This window comes from Roseibium sp. LAB1, assembly GCF_054658235.1.
Window position 1 is genome coordinate 1 of sequence record NZ_BAAGIB010000007.1, and the last position, 18,448, is coordinate 18,448.

General features: G+C 59.7%; 12 protein-coding genes. 4 read left to right on the forward strand and 8 right to left on the reverse strand.

The annotated features are described in order from the left end of the window. The coding region (locus tag ACYQ54_RS26285; RefSeq protein WP_460087716.1) for a hypothetical protein at positions 1 to 449 on the forward strand (449 nt) is incomplete at its 5' end. A 425-nt stretch (positions 450 to 874) separates the two neighbouring features. Here ACYQ54_RS26285 and pbpC read toward each other — a convergent pair. The 3 genes from pbpC to parA all read right to left on the reverse strand — a co-directional run bounded on the left by pbpC (position 875) and on the right by parA (position 9,310). Beyond that, complete coding sequence (gene pbpC, locus ACYQ54_RS26290) at positions 875 to 2,974, reverse strand: penicillin-binding protein 1C (protein WP_460087718.1); 2,100 nt, start codon at positions 2,972 to 2,974, stop codon at positions 875 to 877. A 39-nt stretch (positions 2,975 to 3,013) separates the two neighbouring features. Beyond that, the gene (locus ACYQ54_RS26295; protein WP_460087719.1) at positions 3,014 to 8,557 is read right to left on the reverse strand and encodes an alpha-2-macroglobulin family protein; all 5,544 of its coding nucleotides are present in this window, start codon (positions 8,555 to 8,557) and stop codon (positions 3,014 to 3,016) included. 111 nt (positions 8,558 to 8,668) lie between these two features. Further along, positions 8,669 to 9,310 carry a ParA family partition ATPase gene (gene parA, locus ACYQ54_RS26300; protein WP_460087720.1) on the reverse strand — a complete coding sequence of 214 codons (642 nt, stop codon included), beginning with the start codon at positions 9,308 to 9,310 and terminating at the stop codon, positions 8,669 to 8,671. Positions 9,311 to 9,496: 186 nt separating this feature from the next. Here parA and ACYQ54_RS26305 point away from each other — a divergent pair, with 186 nt between their 5' ends. Next, positions 9,497 to 11,095 carry a diguanylate cyclase domain-containing protein gene (locus tag ACYQ54_RS26305; protein ID WP_460087722.1) on the forward strand — a complete coding sequence of 533 codons (1,599 nt, stop codon included), beginning with the start codon at positions 9,497 to 9,499 and terminating at the stop codon, positions 11,093 to 11,095. A 49-nt stretch (positions 11,096 to 11,144) separates the two neighbouring features. Here the strand turns inward: ACYQ54_RS26305 and ACYQ54_RS26310 are convergent, their stop codons facing one another. The 5 genes from ACYQ54_RS26310 to phnC form a co-directional block, all read right to left on the reverse strand. Further along, entirely contained in the window at positions 11,145 to 12,332 is a 1,188-nt protein-coding gene (locus tag ACYQ54_RS26310) for a lytic murein transglycosylase (RefSeq protein WP_460087914.1), read from the reverse strand. A 157-nt stretch (positions 12,333 to 12,489) separates the two neighbouring features. Beyond that, a complete protein-coding gene (phnE, locus tag ACYQ54_RS26315; RefSeq protein ID WP_460087723.1) occupies positions 12,490 to 13,824 on the reverse strand; it encodes a phosphonate ABC transporter, permease protein PhnE in 1,335 nt (444 codons plus the stop codon). 11 nt (positions 13,825 to 13,835) lie between these two features. Next, positions 13,836 to 14,684 carry a phosphonate ABC transporter, permease protein PhnE gene (gene phnE, locus ACYQ54_RS26320; RefSeq protein WP_460087725.1) on the reverse strand — a complete coding sequence of 283 codons (849 nt, stop codon included), beginning with the start codon at positions 14,682 to 14,684 and terminating at the stop codon, positions 13,836 to 13,838. Between the two features lie 270 nt (positions 14,685 to 14,954). Further along, on the reverse strand, positions 14,955 to 15,869 hold the full coding sequence (gene phnD / locus ACYQ54_RS26325; protein ID WP_460087727.1) for a phosphonate ABC transporter substrate-binding protein: 915 nt from the start codon (positions 15,867 to 15,869) through the stop codon (positions 14,955 to 14,957). Between the two features lie 59 nt (positions 15,870 to 15,928). Then, complete coding sequence (gene phnC, locus ACYQ54_RS26330) at positions 15,929 to 16,762, reverse strand: phosphonate ABC transporter ATP-binding protein (protein WP_460087729.1); 834 nt, start codon at positions 16,760 to 16,762, stop codon at positions 15,929 to 15,931. Between the two features lie 400 nt (positions 16,763 to 17,162). On the opposite strand from phnC, the gene ACYQ54_RS26335 reads away from it, so the two are divergent. Together ACYQ54_RS26335 and ACYQ54_RS26340 are read left to right on the forward strand one after the other, a co-directional pair. Next, complete coding sequence (locus tag ACYQ54_RS26335; RefSeq protein ID WP_460087730.1) at positions 17,163 to 17,789, forward strand: DapH/DapD/GlmU-related protein; 627 nt, start codon at positions 17,163 to 17,165, stop codon at positions 17,787 to 17,789. Between the two features lie 81 nt (positions 17,790 to 17,870). After that, positions 17,871 to 18,440 (forward strand): helix-turn-helix domain-containing protein, encoded by a 570-nt coding sequence (locus ACYQ54_RS26340; RefSeq protein ID WP_460087732.1) that lies wholly within the window; start codon positions 17,871 to 17,873, stop codon positions 18,438 to 18,440. The last annotated feature ends 8 nt before the right edge of the window (positions 18,441 to 18,448 follow it).

Sequence of the window (18,448 nt, forward strand, 5' to 3'; positions counted from 1 at the left end):
CTGCCTGTGCGGTGGTGGCAGCAGCAGCAGCTGCAGCGCCGAGCATCAAGCTCTTGAGTTTCATATCTGACCTCCAAAAGTCAATTTTCATTGGAACCGAACCTGACCCTCAAGGACCTGGCGGGCTCCATCCCCGCGATTTCGTACAAAAACAATTCAGTCGAAAAAGCCCGAACCATTTTTACTGGCGATTACTCGCCGTCGCAGCGCTTAAGAACCAAACTCGACGTGTGGCAGCAAGTCCAATCTGGCGGCTGGAAGCACTGTCAGGCCGCTGTGTGTTTTTTCTGCAACATCCTGTTTTGCAAACAGTTTTCCATTCCCCAAGGGAACCATCAAATAACCGATCGCGGAAAACCGCGGAAAAATCACTGTTCCGTGAAGGGAACCCTGCAGTCTATACAGCCAAGAAAAAACAAACAAAAACTGAATTCACTTCAGCTCAGTGAAACCACTCAACAAATATTCCACACATACTTCGAGCCACATCAGATATGGACATCCATTATCTACGATTTTTTCTTTATTTATTCTTCATTAATAACTTAAAACAGAAATTCTACAGAACTTGTCGCACCTTACCCTTGGGAACCATCTTCACCACCCAGACGAGTGGAGAAAATCTCCTAAAACCTGAACAAAGCAGGCAAATCTTGTCTTCGGCATACTTTGAAGCGGAATCCGATGCACAAAGATTCGCTACGAAGAGACGAATCAGCACCTTTTGCGGAAGTTTCGGCAAGTTCACACGAACTGTCGCGAAACAGACGGTATCACAGGCTGGTTCAATCAAGCCGCATCTCAAATCCAGCTCAAGCTGCAGGCATTCCCGCAGCCGACTTTGCAAGGAAAGGTTTGACGTGGCGATTGGCGTCTAGCGCAAGAGGACCGTTATACCAGCACTGTTGCCGTTGGCATCAAGAACGGTCACATCCGCGAAGCCTGGCGTATCGGGCTGCCAAACCAATTGCCTTTCCCGCTGCCCGGTATGGAGGGGACGGCCGTTGACCAGGAAGGAGAATGGCCCGGCACCGCCCTTGAACTTGACGACCAGCGGCTGTGCCGCCCGGTCCTGTGAGCTGTCTTTTGCAAAACCCAGAGCCAGTTCCGCTCCGTCCGGTGGATAGGAAATCTGCAAGGTGTCGCCCGTGCGAAGCGTGCCGCGGTTTTGTGGCAACCGCGCAAAGCGGAGCGGTTCGGGAACCTGTCGACCGGCAACACCCATAGCTTCCGCCGGACCATCCGGAAGCGGAACCCTGTCGGGCCCCAGCGTCTGAAAGGCTTCAAAGAGAATCGGTACAGCGACGGAAGCCCCGGTTGCGCCGGGTACAGGCGTGCCGTCCGGACGTCCTGACCAGACAGCAATTACATAGCGTCCGTCAAAACCGACAGCCCAGGCATCACGGTAGCCATAGGCGGTGCCCGTCTTGTAGGCGACATGATGTGTTTCGGCGCTTTGCGGCTGTGGCAATCCCGACAGGATATCACTGACCAGCCAGGCAGCCTTTTCCGAAAGCACATGGGCAGAAGACACCGGCAAGCTGTTTCCTTCGCAATCCTTGCGGCAGGCGGACAGCGCGACCGGCTCGCCGCCACGGGCGAGCGCCGCGTAGGTCTGGGTCAGGTCCCGCAAGGACATTCCCAGCCCTCCAAGGCTGATGGCAAGCCCCGGTGCAATGCCCTTCTCCATGACGGGATTGGCACCCGCACGTTTCAGCCGAGCAATCAGCCGCGCAGGGCCAACCGCTTCCAGCAGTTTTACTGCCGGCGTATTGAGAGACAACTGCAAGGCTTCGCGCAGCGTAACCGTCCCCTGGTAGGACTGGTCGAAATTGGTCGGTTGGTATCCGCCGATATTGGTCGCACGGTCCTCAATGAAACTTTCCGGCAGACCGACACCTTCTTCAAAGGCAAGGCCGTAGATGAACGGTTTCAACGTTGAGCCGGGCGAACGGGTCGCACGGGTCATGTCGATATGCCCCTGACGTCGCGTGTCCAGAAGATCCGGCGCACCGACGCTTGCCAGAATTTCCCCGCTCTGGTGATCGACGACCAGGAGCGCCAACGAAACAGGTGCAGGCATTGCGTCGACCTTACGCCTTGCCAGACTTTCGAGCGCGCGCTGGAGTTCCCGATCAATCGTCAACCGGTGAACAGGAAGCCGAGGCGCATCCGCACGGGCTTGCCGACTTTCATGCGGTGCCAGGAAAGGCATTGCATAACGGACGGATCGGACCGGTTCGTTCGCGGCCGATGCTGCGTCCTCGGTGCTGATAACACCAGCTGCCGCCGCCCGGCGAAGGACACGGTTTCGGGCATTGCGGGCTCGTTCGGGAAACCGGTCGGGCCGCCTTGCTTCCGGACTTTGCGGCAATGCCACCAGAAGCGCGGCTTCCGCCGGCGTGAGACGTCCCGGTTCCTTGCCGAACCAGGTCAGGCTTGCCGCCCGAACACCTTCCAGATTGCCACCAAAAGGCGCCCGCAATGCATAAAGGCGAAGGATGTCGTCTTTCGAGAACTCTGCTTCCAGCTGAACGGCCCGCAGCAATTGCTCATATTTGCGCTCAAGTGACTTCGTCGGTTCCTCGTCCAGCAACCGCGCAACCTGCATGGTGAGCGTCGAACCACCGGAAACAATACGGCCGTTCTTGAGGCTTTGCAGAACAGAGCGAACCAGTGCCAGCGGATCGAACCCGTCGTGATCGAAAAAGCGCTTGTCCTCGAAGGCCAGCAGCATCCGGAAATAGAGCGGATCGATTTCGGCGAGTTCCACCGGCAGACGCCACTTGTCATCCTGACTGGTGAATGCGCGCAGCAAGTGGTCGTTCCGGTCGAGAACGACCACCGACAGCGGCAGATCTCCGACACGGGGTGGAGCCGGCAGCGATGCATAGTCGTACTGGACCTTTGTCAGCACACAGACGGACAGCGCAGCGGCCCCAAGACCGGCAGCGGCCAACCACCGCCGGATCATGGGCCAATCCCGCTGCGCCAAAGCCTTCATCGTGCGGCCTTACCGTGTCGGTCCCAGGACGACCAGTCTACCGGTCGCCGTGATGGCGCGACGGTCTGGACGGTACATGTCCTCAACCGATGCCGGCGGGTGTGTATAGTCGCCCGGGGTCGCGGCCCGCGCCAGATAGGCGAAGGTCAGTTCCTTGCCACTCCAACGGGTCTGGTCGACGGCCACCTCGAAACGGTCCTTATAGAACGCGGAATGTTCCGGTTGATCGACGGTATCGAGGAACGACAGGCCTCCGATATCGCCGGACCGGACGAGACGCGGATTGTCGATCACCAGACCGGCTGGCAGACGGTCAACCACCATCAGGCGGCCCGGATGGTCTGTCAGAGCCCGCACGGTCACGACCACGGCAAGCCGGGTGTTGACCGGAACCGCCGCCGGATCGATCGGATTGCCGTCAAGATCGTAGACCGTCCGCTCGACAGCATAGTCCTTGCCACCGGCAGGCTCAGGCACCAGCGGCTGACCGGCCACGGAAACGAGAAGCTCCGTTGCGATCTCACCGTTGTTCTTCACCTCTGCCGGGAAGTCGGCAACTTCGCTGCCGGACAGCGACCAGGCCAGGCGTCCGGGTGTCACTTCCCCCCGTACGGAGATCCGGGCGTCTTGCGCAGATTCGTTGAGGGCGTTGGCGGCCAGAAGCATCCACGCCATGTCCTGGGTCGACCGGTACGGCTTGTTGGCCTGGGCCGTTTTCAGGAAATCGATGGCTTCAGTCTTCAGACCGTCTTCCATGGAGGCCGAAACGACATAGTCCGTCACACCGGCGCTGTCGCGCAGGATCGAGCCATAGTCATCGCGATAATACTGCGGAGCTTCCTTCGGCAAGGCGGCAAGCGCCGCCCGGAAACCGGTAGCTGCCCGCTCACGCTCGCCGTAAAGGGCAAGACCGGCGGCCACCTGGGCCTTGGCGAGCGGTGTCGCGAAGTTCTGCAGCTTGGCATCCAGGTAGTAGCGGAGATCGCCCATGGAGGCGCGGCCGTTGCGGGCCAGCACGTAGAGCGCATAGGCGATGTCCTCGCCGCCATCCTGGAAGTCGGACGAATAGGCCAATCTGTTTTCCAGATTGTCCAGCGCCGATGTAAACGCAAGGTCGGGAACCAGATAGCCTTTTTCGCGAGCGCGGGTCAGGAAATCGGTGACATAGGCATTCAGCCAGGTGTCACCGCCGCCATAGCTGTTCCAGAGACCGAAATCACCGGAGGAGGACTGGTTCGACAGGATCCGGGCTATGGCCTTGACCACCCGCTCGCGAATGGCGCTGTCACCGCCAAGACCGGCAGCCTCGGCAACTTCACTGAGGTACAGCAAAGGCAAGGCCCGGCTGGTGGTCTGCTCGGTGCAGCCGTAGGGGTAGCGATCGAGTGCCGCCAGCAGCCCTGCGACATCGATGCTTGCAGCCCCGCCGGCAGACAGGGTGATGTCGACCGTGTTCGCCCGTAAGCCATCAAACGTGTCCGCATTCAGCGAGAGATTGTCGCCGGACGCCAGTGAGAAGGTGGACTGACGGACGATTTCAGGCTGAGTATCTTCAACGTCGAGGCTGAACCGCTTGACGAAGACTTCGCCCTGCGGTCCGGTGAGCGATGCCACCACCTCAGATGTTGTCAACATGTCTTCTGCCGAAACAGTCAGGAGGACGAGGGCTTTCTTGCCTTTTTCCAGATCAAGCGTACGCGTCTGATCCGTGCTGCCGCCTTCCAGCCGCAGACCGTCCGCCACGGAAACGTCAAGCGCGTAAGAACCGGAGGGACCATCTACATTGTCGATCTCCAGGGCAATACGCGACTGGTCGCCCGGTGCCAGGAAGGCTGGCGCACTTGCCGTCATCACGACCGGTGAGCGCACTTCCACTTCCTGATCCGCAGAACCGACACCGTCCTTTGTCCAGGCAACCGCCATCAGTTTGACCGCGCCATTGAAGGCCGGGATATCGAAGGTGACCGTCGCTTCACCGTTGTCACCAACGCTCACGAGCCCGGAGAACAGGGCAAGCGGTTCTTCGTCCGGCGGGGGTGCATCGAGCCGCATGCCTGCGGCATCTCCTCCGGACCGGACCCGCCCTCGGGTTCCGGCCATCCGGTCGATCAACTGGCCGTAGAGATCGCGGAAGTCGGTGCCAAGGCGCCGCTGGCCGAAGTACCACTTCTCCGGATCAGGCGTCTTGAAGCCAGTCAGGTTGAGAATGCCGACATCGACTGCGGCAATTGTCAGATAAGCCTGCTCTCCCGCTTTCAGGTTCGCGAGCTTCACCGGCACATCCAACGTGGTCTCGGGCAGTATCCGGTCCGGTGCCGACAACTCCACTGCCAGCGCCCGGTCTCCCGGGTCGACCTGCAGCCAGGACAGGCCCACAGCGCGCGAAGGCATCCGTTTCTGGTCCAGGTCCATCGGCCGGTAGAGGCTGGCCGTGATATAGGCCCCTGCCCCCCAGTCGTCGCTGACAGGAATCTCGACTTCGGTTTCCTCGGCAGCCACTTCAACGGTCTTGCTGGCAAGCAGCCCGCCGGAAACAACATTGACCACGGCGATCCCGGCCATCTGAGGCTTCAGCCGCAGTTTGGCTGTGTCACCTGGCCGGTAGCTGGTCTTGTCGAGGCCGACATCCAGATAATCGGGCGTATCGGACGACGCATCGGCGGAATACCAGCCGGCATTGAAGGTGACCCGGGTTGAAGTCTGCAGCGTTCCGCTGCCGTCGACATCAAGCCGGTACTCGCCCCATTCCACAGGAACGGAAAGCTGTGCGGGCTGTCCGGCCGTCACCTGCAGCGTGCCGGTGGCAACACGGCGGGTTGTCGTGATCGGCTCATAGGACCAGTTGCCGTCATAGCGATACCACTGATACCGGCGGTCTACCTTGGAAAGGGTCCAGCCGATATCGGCTCCGTCCATTTCCTTGCCGTCCTCATCGATGACGATGACGGAGAAATCTGCCGGACCGCCTTCATCGACACCCCCGTCGAAAGCAGGCTTGACGCCAATGCGCGGTCCGTCGATGGCAACGGGCAGATCCAGGTCCCGCTCCACGTAACGCCCGCCGGCTTCCACCAGGCGCGCAATCAGCTCGCCCGTATAAAGCATCGTCGTTTCAGGAAGTTCCGGCATGAAGACGTCAAAGGTAAGCTTGCCGTCATCGTCGGTCTTCAGCCCGGAAGACAAGGAACCGCGCTGCGAATAGGCATCTGAATCGGCAATGCCGAACTGATAGCCGGGATGCGACTCGAGCGTCCTGATCGGTCGCACGATGACATCGCCTTCCAGCGTCTGGCCGCTCGCGGGCGAGCCATAAAGATACTTGGCATCGAGAGACACCACTGTCGGTCCGGACCGGTTGAAGGCCGTTGCCTCGGTCTCGAGGTCAAAATCGACCCGCTCGGGCTGATAGTCTTCCACCAGGAAGGTCTGTTCAGTGAGCGCCCTGCCTTTCGGATCGGCAAAAACCTGCCAGGACCAGATACCCTGTTGGGCAGACGCAGTCAGCGTCACGTCCTGAAGATGGCTGCCGAGCCCGCCGTCGTTCACGGTAAAGCGGGCGTGCTCGACACCGTCGGGCCGGTTGAAGATGAATGTGAGCGGAAAGTCCTCCTGCGCCGATGCGCTTGCGTTGCGCAGCAGCACCTGGGCATGCACGGTTTCGCCAGCCTTGTAGATGCCGCGATCCGTCCAGGCAAAAACATCAAGCGGTCCGGGTGCTGCGCGGCCTTCGACACCCCTGTCGGAGAGATCGAACGCCGGTTTGCGCAGATCCAGGAAGGAATAATCACCTTCGGATGTCTCGGCCACCAGTATGCCAGGGGCCTGACCGCCGCGGCCGCGAGTGAGGCCGACGGCAAATTCCGCAAAGCCTTCCGCATTGCTGACGGTTTCACCCAGAATGTCGTTATTGACTGCAAGCAGGCGCACGGTCACGCCTTCCAGTGCCTCGGCACTCGTCAGGGAACGGATGTTGGCCGCAATGCCGTTGTCGCCCGAAAGTGCTGTCAGTCCGAGATCGGACACCAGGAACCATTGGGTGGCAAGAGTGCCCCAGCGGTTCTTCTGGTCGAGCTTGGAGCGTGCCGTCATGGCATAGACACCAGGCTTCAGCTCGATGCCCGTTTCGGAAATCGGTATGGCCGTCGTGATGTCCTGGTTCAGCTCATTGTCGGTCTCGACGATCCCGGACCAGGCCTTCTCGCCCAATTCGTCCTCGATCTGGTCCGCCCGCCAGCTGTCCAGCTGCCGCAGGAAGCGGTTGTCGCGCAGGATGTCGGCGATGGAGCGGTTGCCAATGCGGTAGATCGATGCTTCGACTTCCGAGGTGTTCACGGAAACGATCGGGATGGTCGGATCACCACCGGCGGGGAGCACGTAGGAGCGGCTCAGAAAGCTGACGGAGGGAGACCTGTCCTTGACGTAGACCGTCAGATCGGAAGTCTTTTCCAGCTTCTCGCCATCGGCTGCCGGCAGACCGCTGCGTGCGGTGATCTGATAGCGGCCACCATGCTTGAGCCCATCGGCGCAGATCTGGCTGCCTTCAGTTTCGATCGCAAATGTGCCCTCTCCGCTGACGCTGACATAAGGACTCATGTCCTCGCCAAGCGGGAGCTTTTGAGAGAAGACCAGACAAATCCGCGGCGATGCACTGTCGGAATCGACTTCATGGTCGACAATCCGGAAGCCGTGTTCGGCAACCAGATCGGCATATCGCCGGCGAACGCTTGCGTTTTCCTCGGCCGCCAGTGACGCCCGCAGGGCCTTGATCGCGGTCTTGTATTCGCTGCTGCGGATCAGGGACCTGCCCAGCAATTCCAGCGACAAGGCACGCTCAGGTGCGCTGACGGAGCGCAGATAGGCATTGACCGAAGCCGATATTGCGTTCTTGCGGTTGGTTTCCCTGTCTTGCCAGCTATCGGGATCCTGCACAAGCAATGAGGTGGTGAGTTGCGTCCAGGCATCGTAATCGCCCGGTTCAAGCTTGATCAGCTGCAGGAAGTCGGCTTCCGCAAGCGCGCCGTTGCGATTGCCGAGAGCCTCCTGACCGCTTCGGCGCAGCTGGTCCGCTGTCTGGCCGTTCGGGCGCACCGAATTCGCGATGCTGAGAGAATAGGTCTGTGCGCTTTCCAGCTGGGATTTGGGAACAAACACCAGTTCAGCCTTGCGGTCGGCGCTCTGGTCGGCGCGCGGCGCCTTGACTTCGACGACCCGCCCGGCGATCGCGCCCGCAAAACTCTGAAGTTCACCGTAATCGGTCTTCAGGAAACACCAGCCCGCAGATGTGTTGAAGGTAAAGGCTCGGCACTGCTTGTCGCCAAGACAGACCGACTTGCATCCATCCAGGTCGACATCCTTCACCGTGCGGTAATCACCGCCGAAGAAATCGGCATCGTCGATGGTGACAATTCGCCGATCCTGAGCACCGGCCGACGTTGCCAGAACGCCGATCAAACCCGCGGTTGCCAGCGTAAGCAGAGTTTCTTTGGCGGCAGTCTTGAAGCGTTGCTTGAAATTCAGGGAAAGGTTTTGGGAAACAAACGAAAAAACGAACATGGCCAATCCTCCGGGGCCTATAATTTCCCCTATCAAGGCACTGGATCGTGACAAGGACAAGGCAAAAAATGATTTAGAATGAACACTGCTGACCCAAGGACATCCGAGACCTTAGCCGATCCTTCCGATCAGCTCCTCGATCAGCAAGGCAACTTCCTGGGCCGCCTTGCTTGATGGCGCGTCCTCGGTCACCGCGCGGCCCCTGCCCATGGCAGACGCAAAAACGGTTCGGTTGCCCAGACGGGCATTGAGCATGTCATATCCGGTAGCCGCGATGGCATCTGCCATCTCACCTGTCAGGGAGGCGCGGGGCGGCACGCGGTTGAGTACCAGCAATGCGGGCGTGTCTTCGCGCGCAGCCATCTCGATCGTCTGCGATGTTGCCCACAGGTCGACTGGCGTCGGCTGGATCGGAACGATCACGAAGTCTGCCGCATCAATGGCCGGCTTGGCATCGCTGTCTGTCTTGGGAGCTGTATCAATAACCACATAGCCATGGGACTTGGCGAGTGAACGTGCCTCACGCCTCGCCCCCCAGCCGGACGCCGTCCGGAATTCGAGGCCGGTATTGTCCTCGCCGAAGTTGTCTTCGCGCGCTTCGAACCAGGTACCCAGGGAGCCTTGCGGATCCACATCGAGGATCGCCACCGGTTCGCCGGACTGTTTTGCGAGCGCAACGGCAAGATGGGCCGCAAGGGTTGTTTTCCCTGACCCGCCTTTTTGCTGTGCAACAGTCAAAATCCGCCCGGACATGCCTAAACCTCCAGAATTTCACCAATATATTGCGCTGTTGTTTTTCGCAACGCAACAAATCTATGGCTTATCCAGATGAATTTACGCCGCGTTTCCGGAAATATGGCTATGATCACCAGTGGTATTTTTTAGAAACTGCCGTCGAGGGAGGCGCACCTGAAGGAACTGCAAGCGCGAAGCTGGGCCTTGCGATGGCGCAATCCGGCGTTCTGCAAACGCCTTTTGTACGACGCACTGAAACGGGAACCCGATCCCGGCAACCGTCCCCTTCAGTTCAACCTTGCCTGGCTTGAACGCTGGTCCGGTCATTTCGACTCGGCGGCAAAGCTTGCGGACAAGGCCTTCTCGATGATGGACCCGAAGCAGGACCCGGAAGGCTGGTCGGAGCTTCTGGTCATCAAATCGGTTTGCGTCTACAGCCTGGGTGAACTCAGTCAGGCCGATGAAATTCTGGGAGAAAGCCTCGAAATCCTTGGCGCCGCAGCGCATGGACGCGCGGGCATCGAACCGCTGACAGTGCTCGCCAACATGTGCGCGTATCACCACGATTACGAGAAGGCGCAGTCGAAGCTTCAGGAAGCCATGGCGATTGCCGATCGGCTGGGGCTTGTCTTTGAACGCTCGCACATCCTGCAAACCCAATCGCGTACCGAATTGCGCTGCGGCAGTCTTGAGGCTGCCGTCGATACGGCAAAAGCCTGCCTGGCCGATGCGCTCGAGCATCGCAACGCCGTGAACCTGCCCTACGCCTATGAGGTGCTGGGGGCTGCGCTGGTGGAGACTGGCGCGTTGAAAGAAGCGCGAGCCTGTGCCGCCAAGGGGCTTGCCGCGGCTCAGTTCAGCCAGGACCACCGGGTCGCCTGCCACCTTTACTACGTCCTGGGCTTGAGCCTTTTCGAAGAGCAACGCTACGACGAAGCGCGCGCCGAATTGGAGAACGGGCTGCTGAATGCCGCCGGCGCCGACTATCACCACTGGACCCGGAATTTCTATCTGAAACTATCCCAGACCCATGAAGCCCTGGAAGAGCATCGCAGCGCTCTCGACTATCTGAAAGCCTATGTGAAACTTCAGAAAAAAATGTTCACCGAGGAGACGGAACGCCAGAGTAACGACTTCCGGAACCGTATGGAATTCCGGCTGGCGCACAGCAAGGCCGATTACGAACGTGAGCTGCGCACCAGAACCGAAACCCTGAACGCAGAACTGCGGGACGCAAACCGGAGTTTGCGGGAACTCAACGCCCAGATCGAATACAACGCGCTTCATGACGCCCTGACCGGTGTCGGCAACCGGCGCATGATGTCGAAATTCTTCGAAACGACCAGAACCGGCATGGCGCCGGGAGTGAAGGTCGCTGCCATTCTGATTGACCTGGACCGATTCAAGACCGTCAACGATCACCATGGCCATTCAGTCGGTGACCAGGTCATAAAAGCCGTCGCGGACAGGTTGTCGAACCTGCTGCACAAGGACGAAACGATCATCCGGATGGGTGGCGACGAGTTCCTGCTCCTCACCACGCGGCGCACTGGTGCCGACAGTCTTTCAGCGCTGGCCGACAAGATCGTTCACGACATCAACCTGCCGATCCCCGTCAAGGACGGTATGGACAGGACGGTTGGTGCCAGCGTCGGAATTGCGGTTCAGGCTAATGGACCCGACCTAGAGTATGAGCTGCTCAGGACTGCGGATGAAGCCATGTATCAGGCCAAGAAAACAGGCCGGAACAGAAGCTGCCTTCACACCAGCGCGCTCGTCGCCATTGCCCAGGACGCTTCCTGACACAAAGGTTGCAGGCACCTCCCGAAAGTGCCGGCAAGAGGCAATGCAGCTATTTCCCACCAAGCGCCGTGTAGACATTCCATGACGGACGCCCCGTCACCGGCAGTCCGTGCCGCGCCTCCGCCTTGCGGATGCCTTCCCGTGTCGCAGGACCGACCTTTCCATCCGGTTCGCCGACGTTGAAGCCGTTGCGGTTGAGGAGCTTCTGCAGCTCCACACGTTGTGCGCGGGAGAGGCCGGGATTGTCCGTCGGCCAGGGCGTCTTGAACGGATCGCCTCCGGAAACGAGTTCCGACAAAAGGGCGATCGCAAGACCATAGGAGGTCGATGCGTTGTAGGACCGCAGCGCCCGGAAGTTGCGTGTCACCAGGAATGACGGACCGCCCGCACCTGCGGGCTGGATAAGAGCTGCGTCCAGGTTTCCGGACAATCCACCGCCATCGATTTTGGTGAAGCCGCGTTTGGCCCAGGTCGACAGGGAGGCATAGTTCTTCCGGCCAGACGGGCCGCTGTAGCTTTTTGGCGCCTTGACTTCGTAGCCCCATGGCCGGCTGTTGCGCCACCCGGCGTTTTTAAGGAAGTTCGCAGTTGAGGCGAGCGCATCGGGGACGGAGTTCACCAGATCCTTTCGGCCGTCGCCGTCGAAATCGACGGCAAGACTGTTGTAGGTGCTCGGCATAAACTGGGTCTGTCCGAAGGCCCCTGCCCAGGAGCCGACGAAATCGCTGGCAGGAACGTCGCCGCGCGATGCGATCTGCATGGTCTTGATGAGTTCGCCCTGGAAATACTTTTGCCGCCGCTTGCCGGCACAGACCAGATTGGCAAGCGCGTGCGGCGTGTAGAAATCGCCCCGGAAGTTGCCGTAATCACTCTCGATACCCCAGACGGCCAGCACGACGTGTCGGTCGACCCCATATCGTTTTTCGATCGACGACAGGGTGCGGCTGTGCTTTTTCAGATTGGCCTTGCCATCCTGAATCCGTTCCGCATCGACCAGAAAGGCCATGTAGTCCCAGATTTCGGTCTTGTGCTCGGGCTGGGAAGTGGAGAACCGGATGACCTTCTCGTCGAACGTTGCGCCCGACAGCATGCGTTCTGCGATTTCCGGACGGACACCGGCTGCAACAGCCTGTTTCTTCAGGGAGGCCACACAGCTTTCGATGGCAAGGGTCGATCCCGTCATCGCCATCATGGCCAGACCGGTTCCGATCGCAACATTCACCAGATGATTTCGCATGCCCTGACGCACAGGCCCCTCCGCCGCTTCGAAAAAGTTTCCGAACGCTGACACGCTAGCGCGACATAAATGCGGCAAAAAGGGGCAACCTGCAGTTATCAAGATAAACCCGACGCCGTTACCGGGCCAGGTCTTATCTGTTTCAGCCCCGAAGACCCTATTTGCCTTCAATCAGCTTGCGGCGCAGCCAGCCGGAGGTCTGATCCATAAAGATCACCACAACGATTGTCAGGATGATGATGTAGCTGGTGTTTTCCCAATCGCGAGAGGTCTTCATGGTCTCGACCAGCAACAGGCCAATGCCTCCTGCCCCGAGCGCACCGATAACCGTGGCCGACCGGGTGTTGGATTCCAGATAGTAGAGCACCTGGGAGACGAAGACCGGCAGGATCTGCGGGATCACGCCATAGCGATAGCGCTGGATCTGGCTGGCACCGGTTGCCCTGACACCTTCAACCTGCTTGTTGTCGATGTTCTCCAACGCTTCGGAAAACAGCTTGCCGAGCGAGCCGGTGTCTGTGAACGCGATTGCCAGGGCACCGGTCAGCGGACCGAGACCGAAGGCGCGAATGAAGATCAGCGACCAGATCAGCATGTCGATTCCGCGCAGAAAATCGAAGAGGCGACGGGTTCCGAACCGAAGCAACCTGGACGGCGTGAAGTTCCGCGCGGCCAGGAATGCCAGCGGCAGCCCGAAGAAAGCAGCTGTCAGCGTGCCGAGCACCGCCATCATGATGGTCTCGAAAAGGGCAGTGAAAACCTTGCCGTGCTGCCAGTCCGGATTCTTCAGGAACTCGTCCAAGATGAACCAGAGGTTCGATGTGTCCGGGTCCATGCGGTCGGCGCTCAGCGCCAGCGCATAAAGCTGGCTGAAGGACATGCCATGGAGCGGCGAGCGGAACGGGAACCAGAAGTTCTCCCAGCCGCCGAAATAGTTGTGAACCTCGATCTTGGTCTTGGTGATCTGCAGGCGCCGGTCGAGAGTAGGACGAATGTCGAGCTTGCGCGGGTCGACCTTGACCCAGTCCGGAGCAGGTCCGGCCGGCAGAACCGTGTCGACACCCTTCGTGGTGGCAGTGCCCTCCACAATGCCATAGCCCGGGATCGTGAACAGCGCGGTCCTGCCATTGATCTCGACAAGATAACCGTCGCCAAGGTCAACCACACCGTGTTCACCGTTGAGTTTCACCCAATCGGGCACATCGGCATTGTCGTAGGTGGCAGTGCGCTCACCTTCGATGGCGACCGTGAATTCGTTACGCCGGAAGTCCTTGGTCACATGAACCTTGTAGGCGACGGAATCCGTTGCGAGGATTGCCGCCCGTTCCGGTTGGGCACGGGAGAGAAGTTCCGGCACCCCGAAAGCGAACCAAGTGTAAACTAGGTAGGTAAGGATCGCGAGCGGCACGGCAACGGTGAGCCATGCACGCCTGCGAACCTGGTTCCAGACCAGAGCCTGGGTGACGGGGGTTTCGAGCGTATCGATGGTCATGAGATATCCCCTCAATGCGCCCGGCCGGAGCCGACCAGCTTGCCACGCAGGTAGGACGACAGCTGGTCGATGGCCATGATTGTTATGAACAGAAGCACGAAGATCGCGGCGGTTTCATCGCCCGCGCCCTTGCCCCAACCGATGGTACGGCGCAGCTCCTGGCCGATACCGCCGGCTCCGACGAAGCCGAGAATGGCCGACGCACGCACGTTGATTTCCAGCCGCAGCAGGAAATAGCTGAGATAGTTGGGCGCGACCTGAGGCAACACGGCAAACCGGATGCGCTGCAGCCAGCTTGCTCCGCAGGCCGACAGCCCCTCGATGGGTTTGCGGTCGATGTTCTCGTTCACTTCGGAGAAGAGTTTTCCGAGCGCTCCGGCGGTATGAAAGGCAACGGCGATCATGGCCGGTACCGGGCTGGAGCCGAGAACGAAGATCAGGAACAGGGCAATGATCAGTTCGGGAAAGGCGCGCGTGATGTCCATGATCCGGCGAACGACCGGGATCAGTGGTCCCCAGCTATCGACATTGCGCGTGGAGGCCATGGCCAGCACCACCGCCATCGCGCCGCCCAGGAGGGTCGCGACCGCGGCAATGTTCAAGGTTTCCAGCATGGCCGGAACGAACTGCAGCACCAGCGAGAAAAAGGCCGGACCGGCGTCAAAGGCTTCAACGACGATCTCGCCCGGGTAGTCGAAAAACTTGGACAGGCCCTGAATGAACCCGCCGGAGTTCATGGCATTGGATTTCGAATATCCGGAGACCAGAACCGCGACGACCAGCAGCAGCCCTATCATTGAATAGAGCTGGCGGCGTTTTCGCATGGACAGGATTTCCTGTTCGAGTGCGGCAACAGCCATTATGTGAGACCTCTACTTGATGCTCGGTTCATCTCGATGCTCAGTTCATCCGGAACGGATTGGCATTGCTGGATGAACCCGGTCGAAACATGTCTTTCCTGCGCAGGCAGGGATCCGGTGGTCACCGGGACCTGGCCAGTTCGACTGGTAGCCCGGTAAGCACTGGATTCCGGCCTTTCGCGTTACGTCAGGTGGAATGACACGTCCGGTCGCCGGAGTTCAGAAAAACGCGGACCGGAGACCGGCCCGCGCTGTTTTTCGAACGTCCGATTATTCGCTCTTTGCCTTGCGGGCAGCGACGATGGATTCGTAAGCTTCATGGGTGATCGGCTCAAAGCCGCGGGCTTCACCGGCCATGACACCGTAGGCGCATTCCTGGTCTTCCTTGACGAGGTTCGCCATCAGTTCGGTCATCTTCGCCTTGATGTCGTCCGGCAGTTTCTTGGACAGAACAACCGGGCCTTCCGGGATCACCGGCGAACGCCAGATTTCCTTGATCTCGGTCATGTCGACCAGACCGGCGTCGGTTGCCTTGCGCAGGGCACCGGAGTTGTAGCCGTCTTCCCATTCGCCAAGGCCGTCAGCCCAGGTCACGCCACCTGCGATGTCGCCGTTGAACACGGCAACGATTGTCTGCTCGTGACCGCCAGTGAAGACGACGTCGGAGAAATACTCGCCCGGCTTCATGGAGTAGCCGAGTTTCGGGATTTCGATGGACGGGATCAGGTAGCCGGAGGTGGAGTTCGGATCACCAAAGCCGAAGGTCTTGCCCTTCATGTCTTCAAGGGAGTTGATCTCGCTGTCGACGCGGGCAAAGCCGATGGAATAGTAGCCATAGCTGCCGTCGTTGTTGACCTTGACCAGAACCGGTTCAACGGCTTCCGGGTCGGTCAGGAAGACTTTCGCGTAGCCGGAAGCACCGAGCCAGGCCATGTCCAGGTTGCCACCGAGCAAGCCTTCGATAACGCCGTTGTAGTCTGCCGGAGCAAACAGTTTGGTCGGAACGCCGAGCAGTTCCTCGGTCTTTTCGCGCAGGCATTCGTTGGCACGCAGACGGTCGGAAGCGTTTTCGCCGCCGAGCAGGCCGATACGGAATTCCGTGATTTCCGCTGCACCGGCAACAGAAGCGTTCAGGGCAATCATGCTGACGGCAGCAAGCGCAGCAACTTTAGAAACGAGTTTCATTTGGGACACTCCCCGAGAGTTCTCAATTGTTGATGACGTTAAGCGGGTGCACAGCCGGATCAGACCGCTGCTGCCGCCGGGGTCATCGCACCGGCGGATTCTCTGGAACCGGACTTGCCGGCATCGATGGCGGTGGATGTCGCAGCCTCGTTGAAGCTTTCGTCCGCGCCGTAGATCTCGCGGGCGACAGATGTGGTCAGCGCTTCCGGTGCCCCGTCGAAGACGAGGAAACCGTCGCGCATGCCAATCACCCGGTCGCAATAGGTCCGGGCGGTGTCGAGCGTGTGCAGGTTGCAGATGACGATCTTGTTGTCGCGCTCGTGAATTTCGCGCAGCGCATCCATGACGATCTTGGCATTCATCGGATCGAGCGAGGCAATCGGCTCGTCCGCCAGGATCATGTGCGGGTCCTGCATCAGCGCGCGGGCGATGGCTACGCGCTGCTGCTGACCGCCGGACAGTTCCTCGGCACGCTTGGTTGCTTCCTGGGCGATGCCCAGCCTGTCGAGCGCACCAAGTGCGGAATTGACGTCGTCCGGGCTGAAGATGTTGAAGAGGCTCTTCAAGGTGCCGTGGCCATTGAGCCGGCCAAGCATCACGTTGGTAACCACATCCAGACGCGGAACCAGATTGAATTGCTGGAATACCATGGCGCAATCGCGCTGCCAGCGGCGCATCATGCCGCCCTTCAGGCCGAGAATGTCCCGGCTTTCGAACAGGATCTGGCCGGAGCTTGCGGGCGTCAGCCGGTTGATCATGCGCAGCAGGGTGGACTTGCCTGCGCCGGATCGGCCGATGATCCCGACCATTTGCGGTTTTTCGATATTAAAGCTTACTTTGTTGACCGCGGTCCGAGACCCGAAGGTCTTGGTGACTTCCTGAAATTGAATCACGCGTCAGCCCTGTCCGTTGTGTTCTTCGTGCTGCGCGACAAGAGCCACCGGACCGTTACAGAAAAATGACAGTCATTTGTCGGGAGGGCCAAAATTTTATGACATATCAATGACATCGAGGCCTGGACCGAGGACAGGACGACCATGGCCGGCAGGAATTCCGCAGCGCTCTCAGCGCTTTCCGTCACCCGTCGGCAAAGCTGCTGCCTGACAAATATTCCTTCGGAAATCGGCGCTCGGAAAAAGGTCGGCCCCCACCGATTGGCGTTTTCCCCGAAGTTGACGCATGCAAAAAAAGCCAAGTCAGTCATGCCAGTGTCATCAAAGCGTCACGACCGGCACGGGCAAGACGGCTACAAGCCGGTTCCACACCCCATTTTCTTCAACGCATGGAGACCCTATGTCCGCCCCGACCCAGAAGCCTTCCCTGACCGAAGCCCCGAACATACATCCTGAGGCAAAGGTACTGAACTGTGACCTCGGTATCTGGACCGAGGTTGGCGCTCGCACGGAAATGCGTGAAAGCAGCATGGGGGACTATTCCTATATCGTGCAGGAAGGCGATGTCGTGTGGTCGACCATCGGCAAGTTCTGTTCGATAGCCCGGCGCGTGCGCATCAACCCGGGCAACCACGCGACCTGGCGGGCCTCCCAGCACCACTTCACCTACCGTGCCGCTGCCTATGACCTCGGCGAGGACGACGCCGACTTCTTCCAGTGGCGCAAGGACGACTGGGTCACCATCGGTCATGACGTGTGGATCGGCCACAATGTCACGGTGCTTGCCGGCGTGACCATCGGCACCGGGGCCATTGTTGCGGCCGGGGCCGTCGTTTCAAAGGATGTCTCGCCTTACACCGTCGTAGGCGGCGTGGCCGCCCGGGAAATCAAACGACGCTTCACCGAACAGCAAGAACAGGCCCTGATCGATATTTCCTGGTGGGACTGGAGCCACGACCAGCTGAAGCAGCGCCTTCCCGATTTTCGCAAGTTGTCGATCGACGCGTTTATCGAGAAATACCGCTGATCCCGGCGAGTGCACGGCGGTTCGGCGCCGTGCTGCTGTTTCCTGCTGCACAAGGAGGCAAGGACGCGTTACACTTGGCACATGCAAACAGAAACCGCCGTTCTTGAAAGCAGTCTGGGCCCGTCGCTGCGGCGCTGGCGCGTGTTGAACCGGGTCAAGCAGGAGGCCCTGGCTATTGAACTCGGTGTCTCGCAGACGCGGATTTCACGCTGGGAAAGCGGCAAGACACAGCCGGATGACAGTGACAGGACGAAGATCACCCGCTTGCTGAGGGCGCGCCCGCAGAGCGCTGCCGACAAGGCCCTGCTCGATCTGGTGTCGCAGTCCTCTGTTCCCGTTCATCTGGTTTGCGACCTGACACACAGACTGTTGGCCATGTCCGGCCCTCGCGCAAAAGAGTGGCATGCCCCCGTAAGCGAGTTTCTCAACCGGCCCCTGTGGCGTTTTGCGTCCGAAGGCATCCGGGCAACAGAGAACAGGCTGACAGACTACGGCTGGTTCGAACCAGACGCCCCGGACATTGTCTACCGAACGGAACATGTAGACTTTCCGGAAATGACCATCCCGGAGAGCACCATCCGGATTTCGCGCCTGCCTCTGTCCGACGGGCGGTTCGCCCGCCTGGTCCGCGAAGAACAGGCTGCCGCATAATTTATGCA